The organism is Novosphingobium sp. GW821-FHT09E05, from assembly GCF_059416165.1.
The window spans coordinates 304,042-322,005 of the sequence record NZ_JBWKOQ010000001.1 but is presented as its reverse complement, the minus strand read 5'-3'; the positions used below and the strand labels follow the sequence as shown (position 1 = coordinate 322,005).

The window sequence follows — 17,964 nt, the reverse complement described above, 5'->3', positions numbered from 1 at the left end:
AACGACGATTCGCGCAAACCGTTGCTGCGATGCAAAATAAGTTTTTGCATAAGCGAAGTCAACTATCATATGTTGCGCCGCACAAAAATGTTGCAACGCACAATAAGGTGCATTCCGGGGTCTCGCCCAGCATATCGCAAAGTCCATTGCTGCGGTGTGTCATCGCCGGCGGCTGAACGCGGGCCGAGGGCGGGTCACCGTATCCAGGCGTCAGCGCGTGGCGACGTAGCGGCCCGGCGCATCCTCGATCACGCGGTCGCCGCGCCCGCCCGGCCTGCGCCTGCCTTTGGCCGAGACTTCCTCTGCGCCTTGCCCCCGCAGCCATTCGGCCCAGTGCGGCCACCAACTGCCGGGATGCTCCGTCGCACCGGCGACGAAATCGTCGAGCGTCTCGGCATCGGCGTCGTTGGTCCAGTACTGGTACTTGCCCGCGGACGGCGGATTGACGACGCCCGCGATGTGCCCCGAACCCGCGAGCAGGAAGGTCTTCGGACCCGCGAGGTAGCGGGTGAACTTCCAGACGCTGGACGGCGGCGCGATGTGGTCCTCGCGCCCGGCCTGGATGTACACCGGCGTGGCGATCCGGTGCAGGTCGATCGGCGTGCCGCCCGCCTGGAGCGAATCGGCGACGACCAGCCGGTTGTCGCGGTAGAGGTCGCGCAGGTAGTCGCGGTGCCAGCGCGCCGGCAGGTTGGTGACGTCGCCGTTCCAGTGGAGCAGGTCGAAGGCGGGATACTCCTCGCCCTTGAGGTAGTTGTTCTCGACGTAGCTCCAGATCAGGTCGTTGCCGCGCAGGAGGTTGAAGCTGGCGGCGAGATAGCGCCCGTCGAGGTAGCCCTCGGGCGAGAGGTGGCCGAGCGTTTCGATCTGCTGGTCGTCGATGAAGTGCTTGAGGTCGCCCGCCTCCTCGAAGTCGACCTGCGCGGTGAAGAAGGTGGCGCTGGCGACCTTGTCGGCCTCGCCCCGGCGCGCCAGCACCGCCAGCGTCGCCGCCAGCGTCGTGCCCGCCACGCAGTAGCCGATGGTGTGGACCGCAGGCACGCCGAGCCGGTCGCGCACGGTGTCGACCGCCTCGATCTGCGCGGCGATGTAGTCGTCCCAGACGAGATCGGCCATCGAGGCGTCGGCCGACTTCCACGAGACCATGAACACCGTGATCCCCTGCTCCACCGCCCAGCGCACGAAGCTCTTCCTGGCGTTGAGGTCGAGGATGTAGAAGCGGTTGATCCACGGCGGGAAGATCAGCAGCGGCGTCTTCAGGACCTTGTCGGTGGTCGGCGTGTACTGGATCAGCTGGTAGAGCGGCGTTTCGAACACCACCTTGCCGGGCGTCACCGCGATGTTCTCGCCGAGCACGAAAGCGCCCGCACGGGTGTGGGTCATCTGCCCCTTGCGCATGTCGCCGAGCAGGTTCTCGAAGCCGCGCACGAGGCTCTCGCCGCGCGTCTCCGCCGCCTTGCCGAGCGCCACCGGGTTGGTGAGCGGGAAGTTCGCGGGGCTCAGCGCATCGACCACGGTGCGGGTGGCGAACAGGAGCTGCGCCTTGCGGGCCGGTTCCATGCCCTCGACCGCCTCGGCCATGCCGAGCAGCTGCTCGCTCAGCAGCAGGTAGGCCTGGTGGAGGAACGCGAAGAACGGCTGGCGGCGCCACTCGGGATCGGCGAAGCGGCGGTCCGCGCGCGGCAGCTGCGGTTCGTCCGTGGCTGCGGCCTGCGGCCCCAGGCCGTACTGCCCGAACACCGTGCTGGCCAGCGTCAGACCCTCGTTCCAGAGCTTCTGCTGGGCCTCGGGCCGGGTGAGCGGCAACTGGCGGAAAACCGCCTCGGCCGTGGCGATCCACTTCACCGGGTCGGCGAAGTGCGGCGGCCTGTCGGCGCCGGCACTGGCGAGCTGTTCCACCTGGAAGTCGGTCCAGATCGCGTGCAGGCGCCCCGCGATCTCGGCCCATTGGACGGTGGCCTCGGCCTCGGGCGTGCCTTCCGCCGGGACCATCTGCCCGAACAGGGTGGTCAGTCCCTGGACCTGCGCCAGGGCCTGTTTACGCATGACGTCGCTGAAAAGATCGGCGTCGGTCGCCATGGGCAGTCGCTCTCCTGGTTGTCTGCCGCCCGGTTCTGCCGACGCCCGCCCGCGCTGTCGAGCCCCGTTCGAACGCTCCGGCGCGAGAAAACACGCAACGATCTTTCGCGAGTCCCCATTTGCGCGAACGTCGTAATCCCCTACAGGGGCGCTGCGGCCATTCTGCCGCGACGCATATGGATATCCGAGGTCATGGAAGACGAGTTCTACCGCATCAAGCGCCTGCCGCCCTATGTCATCGCCGAAGTGAACGCGATGAGGCACGCAGCCCGCCAGGCCGGTAAGGACATCATCGACCTCGGCATGGGCAATCCCGACCTGCCGCCGCCCGCCCACGTCATCGACAAGCTGTGCGAAGTGGCGCGCAAGGAAGACGCGCACGGCTATTCGGCCTCCTCGGGCATCCCCGGCATCCGCCGTGCCCAGGCGAACTATTACGGCCGCCGCTTCAACGTCGATCTCGACCCCGAAACCGAAGTGGTGATGACGATGGGCTCGAAGGAGGGCCTCGCCAGCCTCGCCACCGCGATCACCGCGCCCGGCGACGTCGTGCTGGCGCCGAACCCGAGCTATCCGATCCACACCTTCGGCTTCATCATCGCCGGCGCCACCATCCGCTCGGTGCCGACGACGCCCGACGAAGGCTACTGGCGCTCGCTCGACCGCGCGATGGCCTTCACCGTGCCGCGCCCGTCGATCCTGATCGTCAACTATCCCTCGAACCCGACCGCCGAGACGGTGGACCTCGCCTTCTACGAGCGCCTCGTCGCCTGGGCGAAGGAGAACAAGGTCTGGATCCTCTCCGACCTCGCCTATTCCGAGCTCTACTTCGACGGCAATCCGACCCGCTCGATCCTCGAGGTGCCGGGCGCCAAGGATGTGGCCGTCGAATTCACCTCGATGTCGAAGACCTTCTCGATGGCCGGCTGGCGCGTCGGCTTCGCGGTCGGCAACCCCCGGCTGATCGCCGCGCTCAAGCGCGTGAAGTCCTACCTCGACTACGGTGCCTTCACGCCGATCCAGGCCGCTGCCTGCGCCGCACTCAATGGCCCGCAGGACATCGTCGAGCGCAACCGCCAGCTCTACCAGAAGCGCCGCGACGTCATGGTCGAGGCGTTCGGCCGCGCCGGCTGGGACATCCCCCCGCCCAAGGCCTCGATGTTCGCCTGGGCGCCGCTGCCGCCCGCGCTCAAGGAGATGGGCAGCCTGGAATTCTCCAAGCAGCTGCTGGTCCACGCCGAAGTCGCGGTCGCGCCCGGCGTCGGCTACGGCGAGGACGGCGAGGGCTTCGTGAGAATCGCCATGGTCGAGAACGAGCAGCGCCTCCGCCAGGCGGCGCGCAACGTGAAGCGTTATCTCACGTCGATGGGTGTGAACACGCCGGCCACCTGACCCCGATACAGGTCCGCAGACACGGGATCTGGCGCGGGATAACAATTAACCCGCGAGTAAGGCTGTAAGATTCTACGTGTTGTTACTTGGACCTGCATAAAGCCATTGTTGCCTCCTATCGCATTGGAAAACCAAGGCTGGTGGGGGGCACATGGCAAATTATCATCGGCGCAACGCGCTTCATCGATTCAGGTGGCTGGGATCGGGCCGCATTCCGAACAACTGCGACCTGCGGCACTCGGGATGGGCACTCGAGGATGCGGGCGAACCTTCCAGCGACTGCATCGTCCTGGCCCATGCGGGCGAACCGGGCAGCGCCGCATGGCAGGACGTCCTCTCCTTTCCCGAGGAGGTCCGCCGCTTCATTCTGGTGATCGGCGCGGCAAGCTCGCAGGAACGCGCCGAACTGCTCAAGACCGGCTTCGGCGAGGCCGTTTCCGAAAACATCGAGCCGGGCGAATTCGAAGCCCGCGCCAGCAGGCTCGCGGAACTGACGCGCTGGCTGCCGCGGCACCGGCGGGTCGGTGAACTGGAACTCGACCTGCTCGCGCGCGAGGGTTACGGCTACGGCAAGCCGCTCAACCTCAACCCGCGCGAATTCGCGCTGCTCTGGCGCCTCGCGGACCAGCCGGGCGACCCGGTGAGCAAGCAGAACCTCATCCAGGACGTCTGGCGCATGGGCTTCGTGCCCGAGACCAACAGCATCGCGGTCCACATGTCGCGGCTGCGGCGCAAGCTGGAGTTCGTCGGCATGTCCGGCGTCATCGCCACCGCCTGCGCCGGAGGCTATTGCCTGCGACCGCCGGAGCGGCGCGTCGGCGGCGCCCCGGTGTTCGCGCCGTGCGCGCCCCTGCCGCAGCACGCGGCCCAGGCGGCGCTGTGAACGTTTCCTCCGCTTTCCCGGAAGTCCGCTGCGACCAACGGGTTTTCGGGAGCCGGTGCCGGTCCACCGGGGGGTAGACCGGCATCGGCATCCGCGTCAGGCGCCGGGGCGGCGCCCCGCTAGCGCCGAAAGGTCGGCCGGGGTGTTGATGTTGGGCACCGGCCGCGGGGTCTCGACCCGGCGCGCGCCGACGCGGTCGGCGAAGCGGTACATCGAGTGCGGCCCCGCGCCATGGAGCAGGTCTTCCAGCGCAGCGGCCGCCGAGGCCGGCCACAGCCCGATCACCGGCTGCGCGGCAAGGCAGGCAGGCGCCGCGCCCAGCAGGAGCGGCAGGTCGTCGGGCAGCAGCGCCGCATCGACGCCGCAGGTCAGCACCGCCACGTAGCCCTCGTCCTGCGCATGGTGCAGCGCCGCCGCCAGTCCGCCGAGCGGCCCCATGCCCGGTCGCGGCCAGTCCGGCAGGGTCGGCGCGGGAGCGGTCGCACGGCCGACCACGACGACATGCTCGCACCATCCCGAAAGCGTATCGACAGCCAGCGCGATGAGCGTGTGCCCGTCCAGTTCGGCAAGCGCCTTGTCGCTTCCGAACCGGCTCGACAGGCCTCCCGCCAGGACAGCTCCGAGAATCATGCGACAGCCTTTCGCGAGAGGGGAAACCCCGGTGAGAAACCTCGGTGAGCGCGCCACCATAGCGCTGCCCCTGTCCGGTAGGGAAGCGCCCGGAGGCCGCCGGGTTCCCGCCGGGAATCGCCCCCACCGCGCCGGGCCAGCGGCAATTTGCGACGATCCGCGCGAAACCCATTGCGCTCCCCCCGATCGGTTGCTAGGCGCCCATTCCTCCACACGGATGGCCCGATGGCGGAGTGGTTACGTAGAGGACTGCAAATCCTCGCACGCCGGTTCGATTCCGGCTCGGGCCTCCACCCCTTCCCTATTTCCGTGTGACAGGCGCTGTTTGCGCCGCTTTTTCTCCAGCCCTGAACCCGCGCGGGACATTTCCGGCGTTCCCGGTGGCTGCCCCCTGTTCGCGGCGGCATTCCTTGCCCGGAACAGCCGGGGGAGCGCCCGCAGCGCAGGGAGCGGCGGGAAACGCCGCGTCCCGTCCCCTGCTGAAAGCGGGCCGCGCGGGCAGCCCGCCGCTCTGGCTAGATTCGGACCGGCGCCAGCCTCGGGCTCAGCGCGTGCACCACTGCGAGCGCCACCAGGTATGCACTCGCGCAGATCGCGAAGAGCACTTCGTAGCTGTGCGTCGCATCGAGGATGTAGCCGGCGAACAGCGCCATGCCCATGCCGCCGAAGGCGCCCACGGTGCCGCCGATTCCCACCACCGAGCCCACCGCGCCGCGCGGGAAGACGTCGGAGGGAAGCGTGTAGAGGTTGGCCGAGAACGCCTGGTGCGCCGCGGTCGCGAGGCCGATGACGAGGACCGCCATCCACACGTTGTCGATCCCTTGCACGAACCAGATCGGCAGCACGCAGATCGCGCTGAGCAGCATCGTCGCCTTGCGCGAGAAGTTGGGCGTGCGGCCCGACTTGATGAGCTTCGAGGACATCCACCCGCCCGCCACGCTGCCGAGGTCCGAGATCAGGTAGATAGCGGCGAGCGGCAGGCCGAAGGTCTTGAGGTCGAGGTCGTAGCGGTCGAACAGGTAGCCCGGCAGCCAGAACAGGAAGAACCACCAGATCGGGTCGATGAGGAACTTGCCGAGCGCATAGGCCCAGGTCTCCCTGACCGTGAGCAGGCGGCCCCAGCCGATCTTCTCGACCGGGTCGGCCGGGTCCTGTCGGATCCAGGCGAGTTCGGCGGCGCCGACGCGGCCGTGCTCGGCCGGGTGGCGGTAGACGATCCACCACACGGCCAGCCAGACGATGCCGAACAGGCCAGTCACGAAGAACGCCACGCGCCAGTCGAACCACAGCACCAGCAGCGGCACGAGCAGCGGGGTGATGATCGCGCCGACATTGGCGCCGGCGTTGAACAGGCCGATCGCGAACGCGCGTTCCTTCTGGGGGAACCAGTCGGTGACGGCGCGGATGCCGGCGGGGAAATTACCCGATTCGCCGATGCCGAGGCCGAAGCGCGCCATCGCGAAGGAAACGACGCCGGTGGCGAAGCCGTGCGCCATGTGGCTCACCGTCCAGATGACGATGGCGATGGTGTAGCCCAGCCGCGCGCCGAACATGTCGACGACCTTGCCGAACGACAGGTAGCCGACCGCGTAGGCGACCTGGAACCAGAAGACGATGTTCGCGAAGTCGGACTCGCTCCAGTGGAACTCGGCCGCCAGCGTCGGCTTGAGCACGCCGATCATCTGGCGGTCGATGTAGTTGATCGCGGTCGCCGCGAACAGCAGCGCCACCACGACCCAGCGATAGCGGCCTACCCTGACCGCGCCCTCTTGGACTTCGCCCGGTTTCGTACCTGCGTCCATTATCCTGCTCCCCGCCGGCGGCCTTGCTGGCCTGCCGGCTTATCTGTTCCTCAGGCGGCGATGATGCCGCAGGCGACGGTGCCCTGCCCCTCGAACGTGGCGAGGACCTGCTGGCCCGGCACCACCGGATGGACCCCGGTGACCGCGCCGGTCGAGACCCAGGTGCCGCCGCTGGCGTCGATCCCGCGCGCGGCAAGGTTGCCGAGCAGGAACCGCACCGCGCCCAGCGGGCCGTCGAGCATGGCCGCCGTGGTGGCCTCGCCGGCGACCTCGCCGTCGATCTCGAGGCGCACGCCGATGGCGTTGAAGTCCGCCGTCTCCCACCCCGCAAGCGCGGGGCCGACGATCATGCCATAGTTGTTGCCGTAGTCCGACACCGTCACCGGCGGGCCATCGGCATTGATGCCGGGGTAGGGCGAGCTGGCGACCTCGATGCCGATGTGCACGGCGTCGAGCACGGCACGGGTGGCCGCGTCGTCCTGCGGGACGGTGCCGTCCCAGCCGGCGGCGACGTGGAGCAGGAACTCCGCCTCGGCGGCGGCGAAGCCCTGCGCGAAAACGGGCATATCGGGCGCCTCGCCCGCCCTCACCGCGACCACGCTGTCCGCGAAGATCGGTCCGGCAAGCCGGTTGCTGCCGAGCTGCTCGTCCAGCGGCGGGTTGATCTTGCCGACCTTCCAGCCGGCGATCGCGCGTCCGTCGATGCCGATCGCGATGTCCTGGATCGTATAGCCGCCGCCCAGCTCCCTCGGCGCCTCGCCGGGGTAGGAAGCCAGCGCGCGTTTCTCGCGCCGGGCCGCCACAAACGCCTCGGCCACTGCCTTTGCCTTATCCGTCAAGCCAATCCCCACACTTAAGATCTGTCACAGCCGATCGCTGCGCCTGGAAAAGGCCACCCACCGGGGAAACCGGTGTCACCGGAGGGCGGGCCGGTTGCCGCCGGAGCGATGAACCGTCCGCGCCGCTTGTCCCCAGGCGCGATCCGGCGGCTATATGCACCGCCGTCGACCATGGGCTTCCCGGAATGGTAACCGGTGTCATCTTGCCTTTTGCCTCGGTGGAGCGCAAGCCGGAAAATCGTGACGAACAAGAGGTCAGAAGATCGCCGTATGGCAAAAGGGCAGAAACCTACCATCAATGACGTCGCGCGGCTGTCCGGGGTGTCCAAGAAAACGGTCAGCCGGGTCATCAATAAATCGCCCCTGCTCAACGAGGCCACGCGCGAGAAGGTGGAGGCGGTGATCGCCGATCTCGCCTACGTCCCCAATCCGCAGGCGCGCGCATTGGCGCTGCGGCGCAACTTCCTGATCGGCCTGATCCACGACAATCCCAACGCGCAGATGGTGCTCGGCGTGCAGGAGGGCATCCTCGACACCATCCGCAGGACCGAGTTCGCGCTGGTGGTCCGCCCGGTCGACCGCCACTCGCCCACCCTGCTCGACGACATCCGCCACTTCATCGAGCAGCAGCGGCTCTACGGCGTGATGCTGCTGCCGCCGCTGTCCGAGCGCGACGACATCGCCGATGTCTGCCGCGACCTCGGCTGCACGGTGGTGCGCATGGGTTCGGCCAGGCTCGACGACGACGAGCATCTGGTCGCCTCGAACGACCGGCAGGCGGTGAGCGAGGCGGTGGGCTGGCTCGCCGAACTGGGCCACCGCCGCATCGGCTTCATCGCCGGCCCCGAGGGTTTCCGCTCCGCGCGCGAACGCCAGCAGGGTTTCGCCGACGGCATGGCTCAGGCGGGCCTCACCCCCGACCCCGCGATCATGGCGCGCGGCACCTACCGCTTCGAATCGGGCCGCGCGGCGGGTGAGCAGCTGCTCTCCGCGCAGGAGCCGCCGACCGCCGTGTTTTCCAGCAATGACGAGATGGCCGCGGGCCTGCTCCACGCCGCCAAGGAGCGCGGGCTCGACGTTCCCGAGGACCTGTCGATCATCGGCTTCGACGATACCGCCACCGCCGCGCACATCTGGCCGCCGCTCACCACGGTGCGCTGGCCGATCCGCACGATGGCCAGCACGGCGGCGCTCAAGCTGATCGAGCCGACCTCCGCCGCCTCCCAGCCCTCGATGTTCCCCTCCGACCTGATCCGCCGCGCATCGGCCGTCACCTATCCCGCGCAGGCCAAGACCGAGGGGCGTTGACACCGGTTACCTAAAGCGGATACGAGTTCTCCCAAGAGATCTGAACGGGAGAGTTCGACGTGTTCTGCAAGACCTACCACGCCACCCATCCGGACATGATGGAGTGCGTCTCCAACGAGGAACTGCGCGACCGCTACCTCGTCACCGGCATGTTCAAGGACGGCGAGGTCAACCTCAACTACTCGCACAACGAGCGCTTCATCATCGGCGGCGCGGTTCCGGGCGCGACGCCCCTGCCTCTGCCGCTCCAGACCGTGCCCAAGAGCGCCGAGGGTAAGTCCTTCTTCGAGCGCCGCGAAGCCGGCATCACCAACATCGGCGGCCCGGGCGCGATCACCGTCGACGGCCAGCGCTTCGAGATGGGCAACAAGGAATGCCTCTACGTGCCGATGGGCACCAACGAGGTGATCTTCGAAGGCCAGGGCGCACGCTTCTACATCGCGTCGGTTCCGGCCCACAAGGCGCTGCCGATCAAGCACATCACGCTCGACCAGGCCAACCCGCTGGCGCGCGGCGACCTCGCCAACTCGAACCAGCGTACGATCTACCAGCTGGTCATTCCCGGCGTCTGCGACAGCGCGCAGCTGCTGCTCGGCCTCACCGTGCTGGAGGAAGGCTCGGTCTGGAACACGATGCCGCCGCACCTCCACGACCGCCGCTCGGAAATCTACCTGTACTTCGAGCTGCCGGAAGAGAACGACCGCATCTTCCACTACATGGGCGAGCCCGACCAGATGCGCCACATCGTGATCGCCAACGAAGAGGCGGTCATCAGCCCGCCGTGGTCGATCCACATGGGTTCGGGCACCAAGAAGTACGCGTTCATCTGGGCGATGGGCGGGGAAAACCTCGACTACACCGACATGAACGTGCTGGATATCTGCCAGCTCCAGTAGGGGCTTGCACGCTCCTCCAGCGTGGGGAGCAAAGCGACGAAGCGATCCGGGGGCGCCGGCAACAGGCCGCCCCGGATCGCCTCTTCCGGCCGGGGCCGGAGCGCAATGACGGGATCAGGATCAGACTTATGGCAATTTCCTTCGACCTCGCGGGCAAGGCCGCCCTCGTCACCGGCGCCAACACCGGCATCGGGCAGGCCATCGCGGTCGCTCTGGCGCAGGCCGGCGCCGACGTCGCCGTGGCGGGCCGCAGCGAGCCCACCGAAACCCTCGACCTGATCGCCGCGACGGGCCGCAAGGCCGTCAACATCAAGGCCGACCTTTCCAGCATCGAGCCGGTCGGCCGCGTTATCGACGAGGCCGTCGCCGGACTAGGCAAGGTGGACATCCTCGTCAACAATGCCGGCATCATCCGCCGCGACGATCTGCTGCAGTTCTCCGAGGAGGACTGGGACGCGGTGATGGACACCAACCTCAAGACGCTGTTCTTCCTGAGCCAGGGCGCGGCGCGCGGCATGACGACGCGCGGCTACGGCAAGATCGTCAACATCGCCTCGCTGCTGACCTTCCAGGGCGGCATCCGCGTGCCCAGCTACGCCGCGGCGAAGTCGGGCGTGGGCGGCGTGACCAAGGCGATGGCGAACGAACTGGCGCCCAGGGGTGTGCAGGTCAACGCGATCGCTCCCGGCTACATCACCACCAACAACACCGCCGCGCTGTCCGCCGACGAGTCGCGCAACCGCCAGATCCTCGAGCGTATCCCGACGGGACGCTGGGGCCGCCCGGAGGACATCGCCGGCGCCGCCGTGTTCCTCGCCTCCGCCGCTTCGGACTACGTGACCGGACAGGTCCTGGCGGTCGACGGCGGCTGGCTGGCGCGCTGAGGTGAGCGGACACGTCGTCACCTTCGGCGAAGTGCTGCTGCGCCTCGCCACGCCCGGCGCCAGGCTGACGGTCCAGTGTGACGCGCTGGACCTGGTCGTCGGCGGCGCGGAAGCCAACGTCGCGGCGGGGCTCGCCTCGCTGGGGCACGACGTCAGGATGCTCACGCGCCTGCCGACCAGCCCGCTCGGCGACAAGGCCCGCGCCGCGCTCGGCGCCGCCGGCATCGACACCACGCATATCGGCCGCGCCCCCGGGCGCATGGGCCTCTATTTCCTTGAGAGCGGAGCGGGCCTTCGGCCTTCGTCGATCACCTACGATCGCGCGGGTAGTCTTTTCGCAGGGTCCTCCTCCGGCGACTTCGACTTCGCGTCCGCTCTCGAGGGAGCCCGACTGCTCCACCTGTCGGGCATCACGCCGGCGCTCGGCCCCGGAGGCGTCGCGCTTGCGCAAGCCGCCGTCGCCGCGGCCAACAGCGCCGGCGTGCCCATCTGTTTCGACGGCAACTACCGCGCGATGCTGTGGGATGCGTGGGACAGCGACCCGCGCGCGATCCTCACCGACCTGATGCAGTCGGCCACGGTGATGATCGGCAACCACCGCGACATCTCTCTGCTGTTGGGCACGGCCTTCTCCGGCGACGGGTCCGACCGCCGCCGCGAAGCCGCCCTCGCCGCTTTCGAGGCGTTCCCGAAGTTGCAACTCATCGCCTCGACCGCGCGCCATATCGTCAACGCCGGCCACCATCGCATCGCCGCGCGCATCGACGGGCGTGACGGAGCGCACCAGACCAGCGAAGTCGACGTGACCGGCATCGTCGACCGCATCGGCACCGGCGACGCCTTCGCGGCGGGCGTCCTCCACAAGTGGCTCGCCGGCGCCGACCTCGTCGCCACCGCGCAGGCGGGGCTGGCCTACACCGTGCTCAAACACACCCAGCCCGGCGACATGTGCCTGATCGGCCCGGCCGAGCTGGAAGCGTTTTCGGCCAGCGGCGGGGACGTGCGGCGGTAGGGGGCGGTCGGCGAAGGCGAAGCTGAGTTTGCATTTCATAGCCTAGTTGCCCCCGCGAAAGCGGGGGCCCCGCTTCCTCGTGCGCGACTGCTGAAGACCAAGCGGGATCCCCGCTTTCGCGAGTAGGGAGAGAGTAGCATGACCACCCCCATCACACGCCGCACCCTTGTGAAAACCGCAGCGGTCCTCGCGGCCGTCGCCCCTGCCCCGCTCCTCGCCCGCACCGTGAAGGCCCCGCGCGTCGGCCGCTACACCGGTCTGACCGAGAACGGCGTGCAGACCTTCAAGGGCATCCGCTACGCCCGCGCCGCCCGCTTCGCCCGCGCCGTCGCCGAGCCGTGGGAGGGCCCCGTCATCGCCGCCGATACCTTCGGCCCGCTCGCCCCGCAGCGCGGCTCCGGCGACGAGCCGCAGTCCGAGGACTGCCTGTTCCTCAACGTCTGGACGCCCGAGGCCGACCCTCGCGCCAAACGCGCGGTCATGGTCTACTTCCACGGCGGCGCCTATTCGGGCGGCTCGGTCACCGACCCGCTGACCCACGGCGGCAACCTCGCCGCGCAGGGCGACGTGGTGGTGGTCACCGTCAACCACCGGCTCAACGCGCTCGGCTACGCCTGGCTCAAGCCCTTCGGTGCGCAGTTTGCCGACAGCGGCAACCTCGGCCAGCTCGACCTGATCCTCGCCCTCCAATGGGTGCGCGACCACATCGCGCAGTTCGGGGGCGATCCGGCGCGGGTGATGGTGCTGGGCCAGTCGGGCGGCGGCGCCAAGATCGCGACGCTCATGGCGATGCCCGCGGCGCAGGGCCTGTTCCACTCGGCCGCAACGATGAGCGGCCAGCAGGTGCAGGCGAGCGGCCCCGCCCATGCCTGGGCGCGCACGCAGGCGTTCATGCGCGCCCTGAAACTCGCGCCCGGCGACGTCGAGGCCCTGCGCGCCATGCCGGTCGAGCGGCTGGTCGAGGGCCTCGGCGCCGCCGACCCGGTGATGGGCGGCGGGATCTATTTCGGCCCGGTGCTCGACATGACCAACCTGCCGCGCCACCCGTTCTGGCCGGATGCCGCGCCGCAGTCGCTGCGGATACCGATGATCCTGGGCAACGTGCGCGAGGAGACCCGCGCCTTCCTCGACCCGCGCGGGCCCAAGCTGCAGGGGCTGAACTGGGACAACCTCGCCGCCCGCATCCTGCCCGAGATCAAGATCGACCTCGATCCGGTCTGGGTGGTCGAGCAGTACCGCGCCCGCGAGCCCGGCTGGACGCCCGAGCAGGTCTACTACGCCGCCACCACCGATGGCCGCTCGTGGCCCGGTCAGGTGATCGAGGCCGACGCGCGCGCGGCGGCGGGCGCGGCGGCGACCTGGGTATACCAGCTCGACCGCCGCTCGCCGGTCGATCCCCTGCGCGGCGCGGCGCACACCGACGACATCCCCTACGTCTTCGGCACCCAGGCCGCGCCGGGCAGTTTTTCAGGAACCGACGCCGCCGCGCGGGCGCTCGGGACCAAGATGATGCAGGCCTTCACCGGCCTTGCGAAGACCGGCCGGCCGGGCCTTGCCGAGTGGTCCCCCTACCGCCTGCCCGACCGCGCGACGATGGTCTTCGATGAGACCTCCGGACTCGTGAACGACCCCCGCCGCTGGCAGCGCGAACTCTGGGCCACCGCGCCCTACGTCCAGCCGGGCAGCTGAGCGGCGGCGAAGCCCCCGAGGCTCGCCGCAAGGGCAGGGACATCCATGGCGAGGACGGCCCCCGGGATGTATGCTCGGAAAAGCTGGCAAGTCGGGCAAACTCGGATAGGCTGGGGACAATGGCCGATACCGGGAGCAATGATGGAAGGCGGCGACTGGTGTCCGCCCTTGCGCGCGTCGCGGACGGAGACCAGGCCGCCTTGCGCGAGGTGTACGATTCCACCTCCGCGAAGCTATTCGGCGTTTGCCTGCGTATCTGCCAGGATCGCGAAGCCGCCGAGGATGTCTTGCAGCAAGTCTATATCAAAATCTGGCACCGCGCCGGCCGGTTCGACGGCAACCGGGCAAGCCCGATCACCTGGCTCTGCGCGATCGCGCGCAACGCCGCCATAGACTGGCGGCGCGCCAACGCCACGGTGCATCTTCCCGACAGCGCCGCCGCCGCCGTGGCGGACACCAGCCCGCTTGCGCCCGAACTCATCGAAGGCGCACAGCAGCGGGCCCGGATCTTCGACTGTCTCGAAATGCTGGAAGATCGTCCGCGCAGCGCTATCCGGGCGGCCTTCTTCGACGGGCTGACGTATAGCCAGCTGGCCGAGGCGATGGCAGTGCCGCTTGGTACGCTCAAAAGCTGGGTGCGGCGCGGTCTGATCCAGTTGCGCGGCTGTGTGGGCGATGACTGACACGCTGGGCCCCGACGATCGCGACGTCCTTGCGGGCGAACTCGCGCTGGGCATCCTCGACGGAGAGGATCGCGCGCGCGCCAACCGGCTGCGCCTGTCCGATCCGGCATTCGCCGCTGCTGTCGCCGCATGGCACCGCCGTCTCGCGCCCCTTGGCTCCAGCTTCGAGGAGCACCCTGCCCCGGCGCTGTGGTCCGCGATCCAGCGTCGCCTGGGGCCGGGCGACGATAACCGATTCCGGCGGCGGCTGCGCCGCTGGCGCCTGGGCGCGATCGCCAGCGGCGCACTGGCGGCATCGCTCGCCGCCATCATCGTCCTGCGCCCGGCACCCACGCCGATAGAGATCGTCCGCGCCCCGGATCAGGCGGCCGTCGCGCAACTGGGCGCGGAAGGCGCGCCGGCCCTGCTCGCGGCGAATTACGATCCGGCGGGCGGCGTCCTGCGGATCCGGGCGATGCGCCTGCCCGAGAGCGCGCTGGCTCCCGAACTCTGGGTGATCCCCGCTGACGGGGTGCCGCGATCGCTGGGCCTGGTGGCGCCGTCCGGCGTCACCAGGGTCGCGGTCTCCGCCGGCCATCGCGGCCTGCTCGAGGATGGAGCGACCCTGGCGATCACGCTCGAACCACGCGACGGCGCGCCGCACGATGCCCCGAGCAGCGCACCGATCGCCGCAGGAAAAATTTCGACGATCTGAACCGCCGGTGCATCCGCCGCGAACCTCGGCTCGTAGCTCCTTGCGAACCCCGCATTTTGGGGTCGTCGGAGAAGGAAGCCAGGATGCCAAACTTCAAGAAGATCGGTCTCGTCGTCGCCGGGTCGGCGCTGCTCGCCACCGGCGCGGCCGCGGCCACGAAGCATTTCCCGATGGTCGGCGGCGCGGAAATGTACCCGACGAAGACCATCGTCGAGAACGCCTTGAACTCGAAGGACCACACCACTCTGGTCGCCGCCGTAAAGGCTGCCGGGCTGGTCGAGACGCTGTCCGGACCCGGACCGTTCACGGTTTTCGCACCGACCAACGAAGCCTTCGCCAAGCTCCCTGCCGGCACGGTCGAAACGCTGGTCAAGCCCGAGAACAAGGCCAAGCTGACCTCGATCCTCACCTATCACGTCGTCGCCGGCAAGATGAGCGCGGCGATGCTCGCCAAGAACGCCGGCATGCACAAGGGCAAGGCCACGCTCACCACGGTTCAGGGCGAAAAGCTCACCGTCACCAAGGGCCCGGGCGGTAGCTGGTGGGTCGTCGATGCCAAGGGCGGCAAGGCGAAGATCACCATTGCCGACGTCAACCAGTCCAACGGCGTGATCCACGTCATCGACAGCGTGCTGATGCCCTGATGCCGATCGGTCGGCGCGTTCCCCATGTGCGCGCCGAGCCGGGTGCCTGCTGCCGTCTTCAGCCCCCGCTGACGGCGGCAGGTACCATACTCCGGGCGTCTTGTCCCGGCGCCCGGCGCGATGACATGGCGTGAGGTGCACGCCGCCGGCCATCAGCGAATGGCGGCCAGTGTCGTAAGCAGCCACGACGCGGGAGAACTGCGGCAGCGGCAGGCCCGGCAGTCCGCTTTCCTACATGCCGGCGCCCGGCATAGGGTCGGCGCATGACCCCGCCAGCCCGTTCCTGCCTGCTTCGCGATGCCCGCAAGGTGCCGCCCGGCACCGCAAGGCGACACTTCTGCCCGCACAAGGCGACACATTCGGCGCACAAGGCGACACCTGGCACCCGCAAGGCGACACTTTTTCGGCGCAAGGCGACACATTCCGGGCCTCGGGGGGCAGTTTCCGCCCTGGACCGTGTAAACCGTGTAAACCTCGTGTCGCCTTGTGACGCGCCCGGAGGCGGTGGGCTGGCCGCCGGGACCGGCGGATGGCGGTCCCGCCCGGCGCCGGGCCGGGCAAGGCGCGGGTTACTTCGCCCTGGGCGGGTTCGGGTAGGCGATGATCAGCGAGAGCGGCTCGGCGCCCTGCTGCCGGATGCCGACGACGGCGCCGTCGTAGAGGTAGGCGGTCATGCCCGGCTTCAGCGCCGCGCGCTTCCCGTCCGAGACGACCTCGCCCTCGCCCGAGACCACGTAGTAGACCTCGTCGTGGGCGATGGGATGCTCGCCGATCGCCGCGCCGAGGTGGAGGACGCGGCGGCGGAACTCCATCGCGCGCGGCGCCGGGGCGGCGTCGGAGATGCGGTAGGCGGTGCTCATCCCGATCGCGCCGTGGGGCGGGGCCTCCTCCCGTACGGTGTCGCGCTCGTCGATGACCGCCATCGGCGGGGCGGTGGTCACCGCCGCCGCCAGCAGCAGGGCGGCGATCACTTGGCCGCCCCTTCGCGCATTTCCTTGTCGCGCGCCGAGAGCTTCTCCTGCGCGCCCGCCTTCTGGCCGGGGTATCGGCCGGACTTCGGGGTCATCGGGCCCAGGTTCCAGTCCTTCTCGGCGAAGGCGGCGCGGGTCGGCGAAGGATGCGGATAGCCGCCGACGACCTTCTCGTCGTCGATGATCTCGCCGCGCCCTTCGGCGACGAAGAACAGCACGCGGATGTCGTCGGGCGCCCGGTCCCACGGCCGCGCGCCGACCGAGGCGAGCAGGCTGGTCTCCAACTCGGCGGCGGGCATGACCTCGAGGTCGCCAAGCGGGGTCAGCGGCGCGGACTTCTCGATGAGTTTCGCCCTGGTCACGCCGTAGCGGCCGAAAGTGGGCGCGGGATTGCCCCAGCGGTCGACGTTGATGTTGTCCTTGCCGTAATAGGCCAGGTCGCCGTCGCCGCCGAGCGTCAGGAACGGCAGGCCGAGCGCGGTCGAGTTGCCGGCGCGCATGACGTTGCCCACCGCGGTGATCTCGCCGGTGACGTAGTCGTGCCCCTCCCACTCGAGGTTCATGAGGTTGTAGTGCACCGCGCGGTGGCCCGGGTCGTAGATCATGTTGTTGACCATCAGCACCTGCGCCCCGCCCTTCACCAGCGGCGAGCGCTCCATGTTGTGGGCATAGAGGTTGCGGTAGAGCGTGATATGGGTGGCGTTGTCGTGGATCAGGGTGCCCTTGGAGTGCTCGCCCTTGGGGTGGCTGGCATCGGCAAGCCCCTCGGCGGCGAGGTTCTCGCGGAACACGATGTCGTGGCTGGTGGCCGCGCGCCATTCCTTCACGGTCTTGCCGGTGAAGCGCGGGCCCGAGGTCGACATGTTCTCGTCAAGAGCCCACAGGAAGCTGCAGTGCTCGACCACCACGTTGTGCGCGGCGACGGTGGAGAAGGCGTCGGCCTCCCAGCCCGAGAGCTTGGCCTGCCCGTCGACGCCGGTCATCACGCGGATGTGGCTGATCTTGACGTCGTGGCCCCTGAGATCGATGCCGCCACGGATGATCGTGATGCCCGGCGACGGCGCGGTCTGTCCGGCGATCGTGAGGTAGGGCTCGTCGATGTCGAGGATCGAGCGTTCGAGGTCGATCACCCCGCCCACCTCGAACACCACGACGCGCTTGCCCTTGGCCTCGACCGCCGCCTTGAGCGAGCCGGGGCCGTCCTTGGCCAGAGTCGTGACGCGGATGATCCGGCCGCCGTCGCCGCCCTGCGTGGGGTCGGACGGCAGCGCGCCGGCGGCGCCGGGGACCAGCGTGAACGCAACGAAAGTAAGAAGGACACGGCTTGTCAGCCTGCGGATTTTCACTGCCGATCTCCCAATGGCACAGGTTCTTGACAGGGCGACCTCCCTGCGGCACTAACTAATGACACCGGTTACCACTGCTCGCAAGGACGATCTTTGGAACGGGTGAGGCGATCGGGAGATTGCCTGAGTGCCCCTTCAGGGGGGTGGGAGTAGAGAGGTGCCGGAACAGAGCAGGCATGGCCGCGCTCCTTTCTGACACCGGTATCAATTGG

Annotated in this window: 16 protein-coding genes and 1 tRNA gene; 11 read left to right on the top strand and 6 right to left on the bottom strand. The window is 68.8% G+C overall.

Annotation, left to right across the window (positions count from 1 at the left end; genetic code table 11):
• Positions 1-210: 210 nt before the first annotated feature.
• The gene (locus AC07M9_RS01495) at positions 211-2,079 is read right to left on the bottom strand and encodes a PHA/PHB synthase family protein (RefSeq protein WP_494880740.1); all 1,869 of its coding nucleotides are present in this window, start codon (positions 2,077-2,079) and stop codon (positions 211-213) included.
• 192 nt (positions 2,080-2,271) lie between these two features.
• Between AC07M9_RS01495 and AC07M9_RS01490 the strand changes: the two genes are divergently transcribed.
• Together AC07M9_RS01490 and AC07M9_RS01485 are read left to right on the top strand one after the other, a co-directional pair.
• On the top strand, positions 2,272-3,471 hold the full coding sequence (locus AC07M9_RS01490; RefSeq protein ID WP_494880738.1) for an LL-diaminopimelate aminotransferase: 1,200 nt from the start codon (positions 2,272-2,274) through the stop codon (positions 3,469-3,471).
• A 151-nt stretch (positions 3,472-3,622) separates the two neighbouring features.
• Positions 3,623-4,354 carry a winged helix-turn-helix transcriptional regulator gene (locus AC07M9_RS01485; protein ID WP_494880736.1) on the top strand — a complete coding sequence of 244 codons (732 nt, stop codon included), beginning with the start codon at positions 3,623-3,625 and terminating at the stop codon, positions 4,352-4,354.
• Between the two features lie 96 nt (positions 4,355-4,450).
• On the opposite strand, the gene mobA is transcribed toward AC07M9_RS01485, so the two are convergent.
• Entirely contained in the window at positions 4,451-4,984 is a 534-nt protein-coding gene (mobA, locus tag AC07M9_RS01480; protein WP_494880734.1) for a molybdenum cofactor guanylyltransferase, read from the bottom strand.
• Between the two features lie 219 nt (positions 4,985-5,203).
• Here mobA and AC07M9_RS01475 point away from each other — a divergent pair.
• Positions 5,204-5,277, top strand: a tRNA-Cys gene (locus AC07M9_RS01475).
• Positions 5,278-5,499: 222 nt separating this feature from the next.
• Here AC07M9_RS01475 and AC07M9_RS01470 read toward each other — a convergent pair.
• Together AC07M9_RS01470 and AC07M9_RS01465 are read right to left on the bottom strand one after the other, a co-directional pair.
• Positions 5,500-6,786, bottom strand: a complete 1,287-nt coding sequence (locus AC07M9_RS01470; protein ID WP_494880732.1) for an MFS transporter — start codon at positions 6,784-6,786, stop codon at positions 5,500-5,502.
• A 50-nt stretch (positions 6,787-6,836) separates the two neighbouring features.
• Entirely contained in the window at positions 6,837-7,625 is a 789-nt protein-coding gene (locus AC07M9_RS01465; protein ID WP_494880730.1) for a 2-keto-4-pentenoate hydratase, read from the bottom strand.
• Positions 7,626-7,895: 270 nt separating this feature from the next.
• Here AC07M9_RS01465 and AC07M9_RS01460 point away from each other — a divergent pair, with 270 nt between their 5' ends.
• The 8 genes from AC07M9_RS01460 to AC07M9_RS01425 all read left to right on the top strand — a co-directional run bounded on the left by AC07M9_RS01460 (position 7,896) and on the right by AC07M9_RS01425 (position 15,435).
• Entirely contained in the window at positions 7,896-8,933 is a 1,038-nt protein-coding gene (locus AC07M9_RS01460) for a LacI family DNA-binding transcriptional regulator (protein WP_494880728.1), read from the top strand.
• 59 nt (positions 8,934-8,992) lie between these two features.
• Positions 8,993-9,829 (top strand): 5-dehydro-4-deoxy-D-glucuronate isomerase, encoded by an 837-nt coding sequence (kduI, locus tag AC07M9_RS01455; protein ID WP_494880726.1) that lies wholly within the window; start codon positions 8,993-8,995, stop codon positions 9,827-9,829.
• Between the two features lie 128 nt (positions 9,830-9,957).
• Positions 9,958-10,713: a 2-dehydro-3-deoxy-D-gluconate 5-dehydrogenase KduD gene (kduD, locus tag AC07M9_RS01450; RefSeq protein ID WP_494880724.1), complete on the top strand. Its 756-nt coding sequence runs from the start codon at positions 9,958-9,960 to the stop codon at positions 10,711-10,713.
• A gap of 1 nt (position 10,714) precedes the next feature.
• Positions 10,715-11,725, top strand: coding sequence for a sugar kinase (locus AC07M9_RS01445; RefSeq protein WP_494880722.1), 1,011 nt, complete (start codon positions 10,715-10,717; stop codon positions 11,723-11,725).
• Between the two features lie 138 nt (positions 11,726-11,863).
• Positions 11,864-13,414 carry a carboxylesterase/lipase family protein gene (locus tag AC07M9_RS01440; protein WP_494880721.1) on the top strand — a complete coding sequence of 517 codons (1,551 nt, stop codon included), beginning with the start codon at positions 11,864-11,866 and terminating at the stop codon, positions 13,412-13,414.
• Positions 13,415-13,533: 119 nt separating this feature from the next.
• The gene (locus tag AC07M9_RS01435; RefSeq protein ID WP_494880719.1) at positions 13,534-14,097 is read left to right on the top strand and encodes a sigma-70 family RNA polymerase sigma factor; all 564 of its coding nucleotides are present in this window, start codon (positions 13,534-13,536) and stop codon (positions 14,095-14,097) included.
• Positions 14,090-14,791 (top strand): anti-sigma factor, encoded by a 702-nt coding sequence (locus AC07M9_RS01430; RefSeq protein WP_494880717.1) that lies wholly within the window; start codon positions 14,090-14,092, stop codon positions 14,789-14,791. The genes AC07M9_RS01435 and AC07M9_RS01430 overlap by 8 nt, the downstream gene beginning before the upstream one ends.
• Before the next feature lie 83 nt (positions 14,792-14,874).
• On the top strand, positions 14,875-15,435 hold the full coding sequence (locus AC07M9_RS01425; protein ID WP_494880715.1) for a fasciclin domain-containing protein: 561 nt from the start codon (positions 14,875-14,877) through the stop codon (positions 15,433-15,435).
• Between the two features lie 569 nt (positions 15,436-16,004).
• Here the strand turns inward: AC07M9_RS01425 and AC07M9_RS01420 are convergent.
• Positions 16,005-16,358 carry a cupin domain-containing protein gene (locus AC07M9_RS01420; RefSeq protein WP_494883861.1) on the bottom strand — a complete coding sequence of 118 codons (354 nt, stop codon included), beginning with the start codon at positions 16,356-16,358 and terminating at the stop codon, positions 16,005-16,007.
• 44 nt (positions 16,359-16,402) lie between these two features.
• A complete protein-coding gene (locus AC07M9_RS01415) occupies positions 16,403-17,752 on the bottom strand; it encodes a pectate lyase family protein (RefSeq protein WP_494880713.1) in 1,350 nt (449 codons plus the stop codon).
• Positions 17,753-17,964: the final 212 nt, after the last annotated feature.

Excerpts from the sequence above, each read along its gene's own strand:
- AC07M9_RS01495 (WP_494880740.1), bottom strand. The coding sequence starts at position 2,079 with ATGGCGACCGACGCCGATCTTTTCAGCGACGTCATGCGTAAACAGGCC.
- AC07M9_RS01490 (WP_494880738.1), top strand. The coding sequence starts at position 2,272 with ATGGAAGACGAGTTCTACCGCATCAAGCGCCTGCCGCCCTATGTCATC.
- AC07M9_RS01485 (WP_494880736.1), top strand. The coding sequence starts at position 3,623 with ATGGCAAATTATCATCGGCGCAACGCGCTTCATCGATTCAGGTGGCTG.
- mobA (WP_494880734.1), bottom strand. The coding sequence starts at position 4,984 with ATGATTCTCGGAGCTGTCCTGGCGGGAGGCCTGTCGAGCCGGTTCGGA.
- AC07M9_RS01470 (WP_494880732.1), bottom strand. The coding sequence starts at position 6,786 with ATGGACGCAGGTACGAAACCGGGCGAAGTCCAAGAGGGCGCGGTCAGG.
- AC07M9_RS01460 (WP_494880728.1), top strand. The coding sequence starts at position 7,896 with ATGGCAAAAGGGCAGAAACCTACCATCAATGACGTCGCGCGGCTGTCC.
- kduD (WP_494880724.1), top strand. The coding sequence starts at position 9,958 with ATGGCAATTTCCTTCGACCTCGCGGGCAAGGCCGCCCTCGTCACCGGC.
- AC07M9_RS01440 (WP_494880721.1), top strand. The coding sequence starts at position 11,864 with ATGACCACCCCCATCACACGCCGCACCCTTGTGAAAACCGCAGCGGTC.
- AC07M9_RS01435 (WP_494880719.1), top strand. The coding sequence starts at position 13,534 with ATGGCCGATACCGGGAGCAATGATGGAAGGCGGCGACTGGTGTCCGCC.
- AC07M9_RS01430 (WP_494880717.1), top strand. The coding sequence starts at position 14,090 with ATGACTGACACGCTGGGCCCCGACGATCGCGACGTCCTTGCGGGCGAA.
- AC07M9_RS01425 (WP_494880715.1), top strand. The coding sequence starts at position 14,875 with ATGCCAAACTTCAAGAAGATCGGTCTCGTCGTCGCCGGGTCGGCGCTG.
- AC07M9_RS01420 (WP_494883861.1), bottom strand. The coding sequence starts at position 16,358 with ATGGCGGTCATCGACGAGCGCGACACCGTACGGGAGGAGGCCCCGCCC.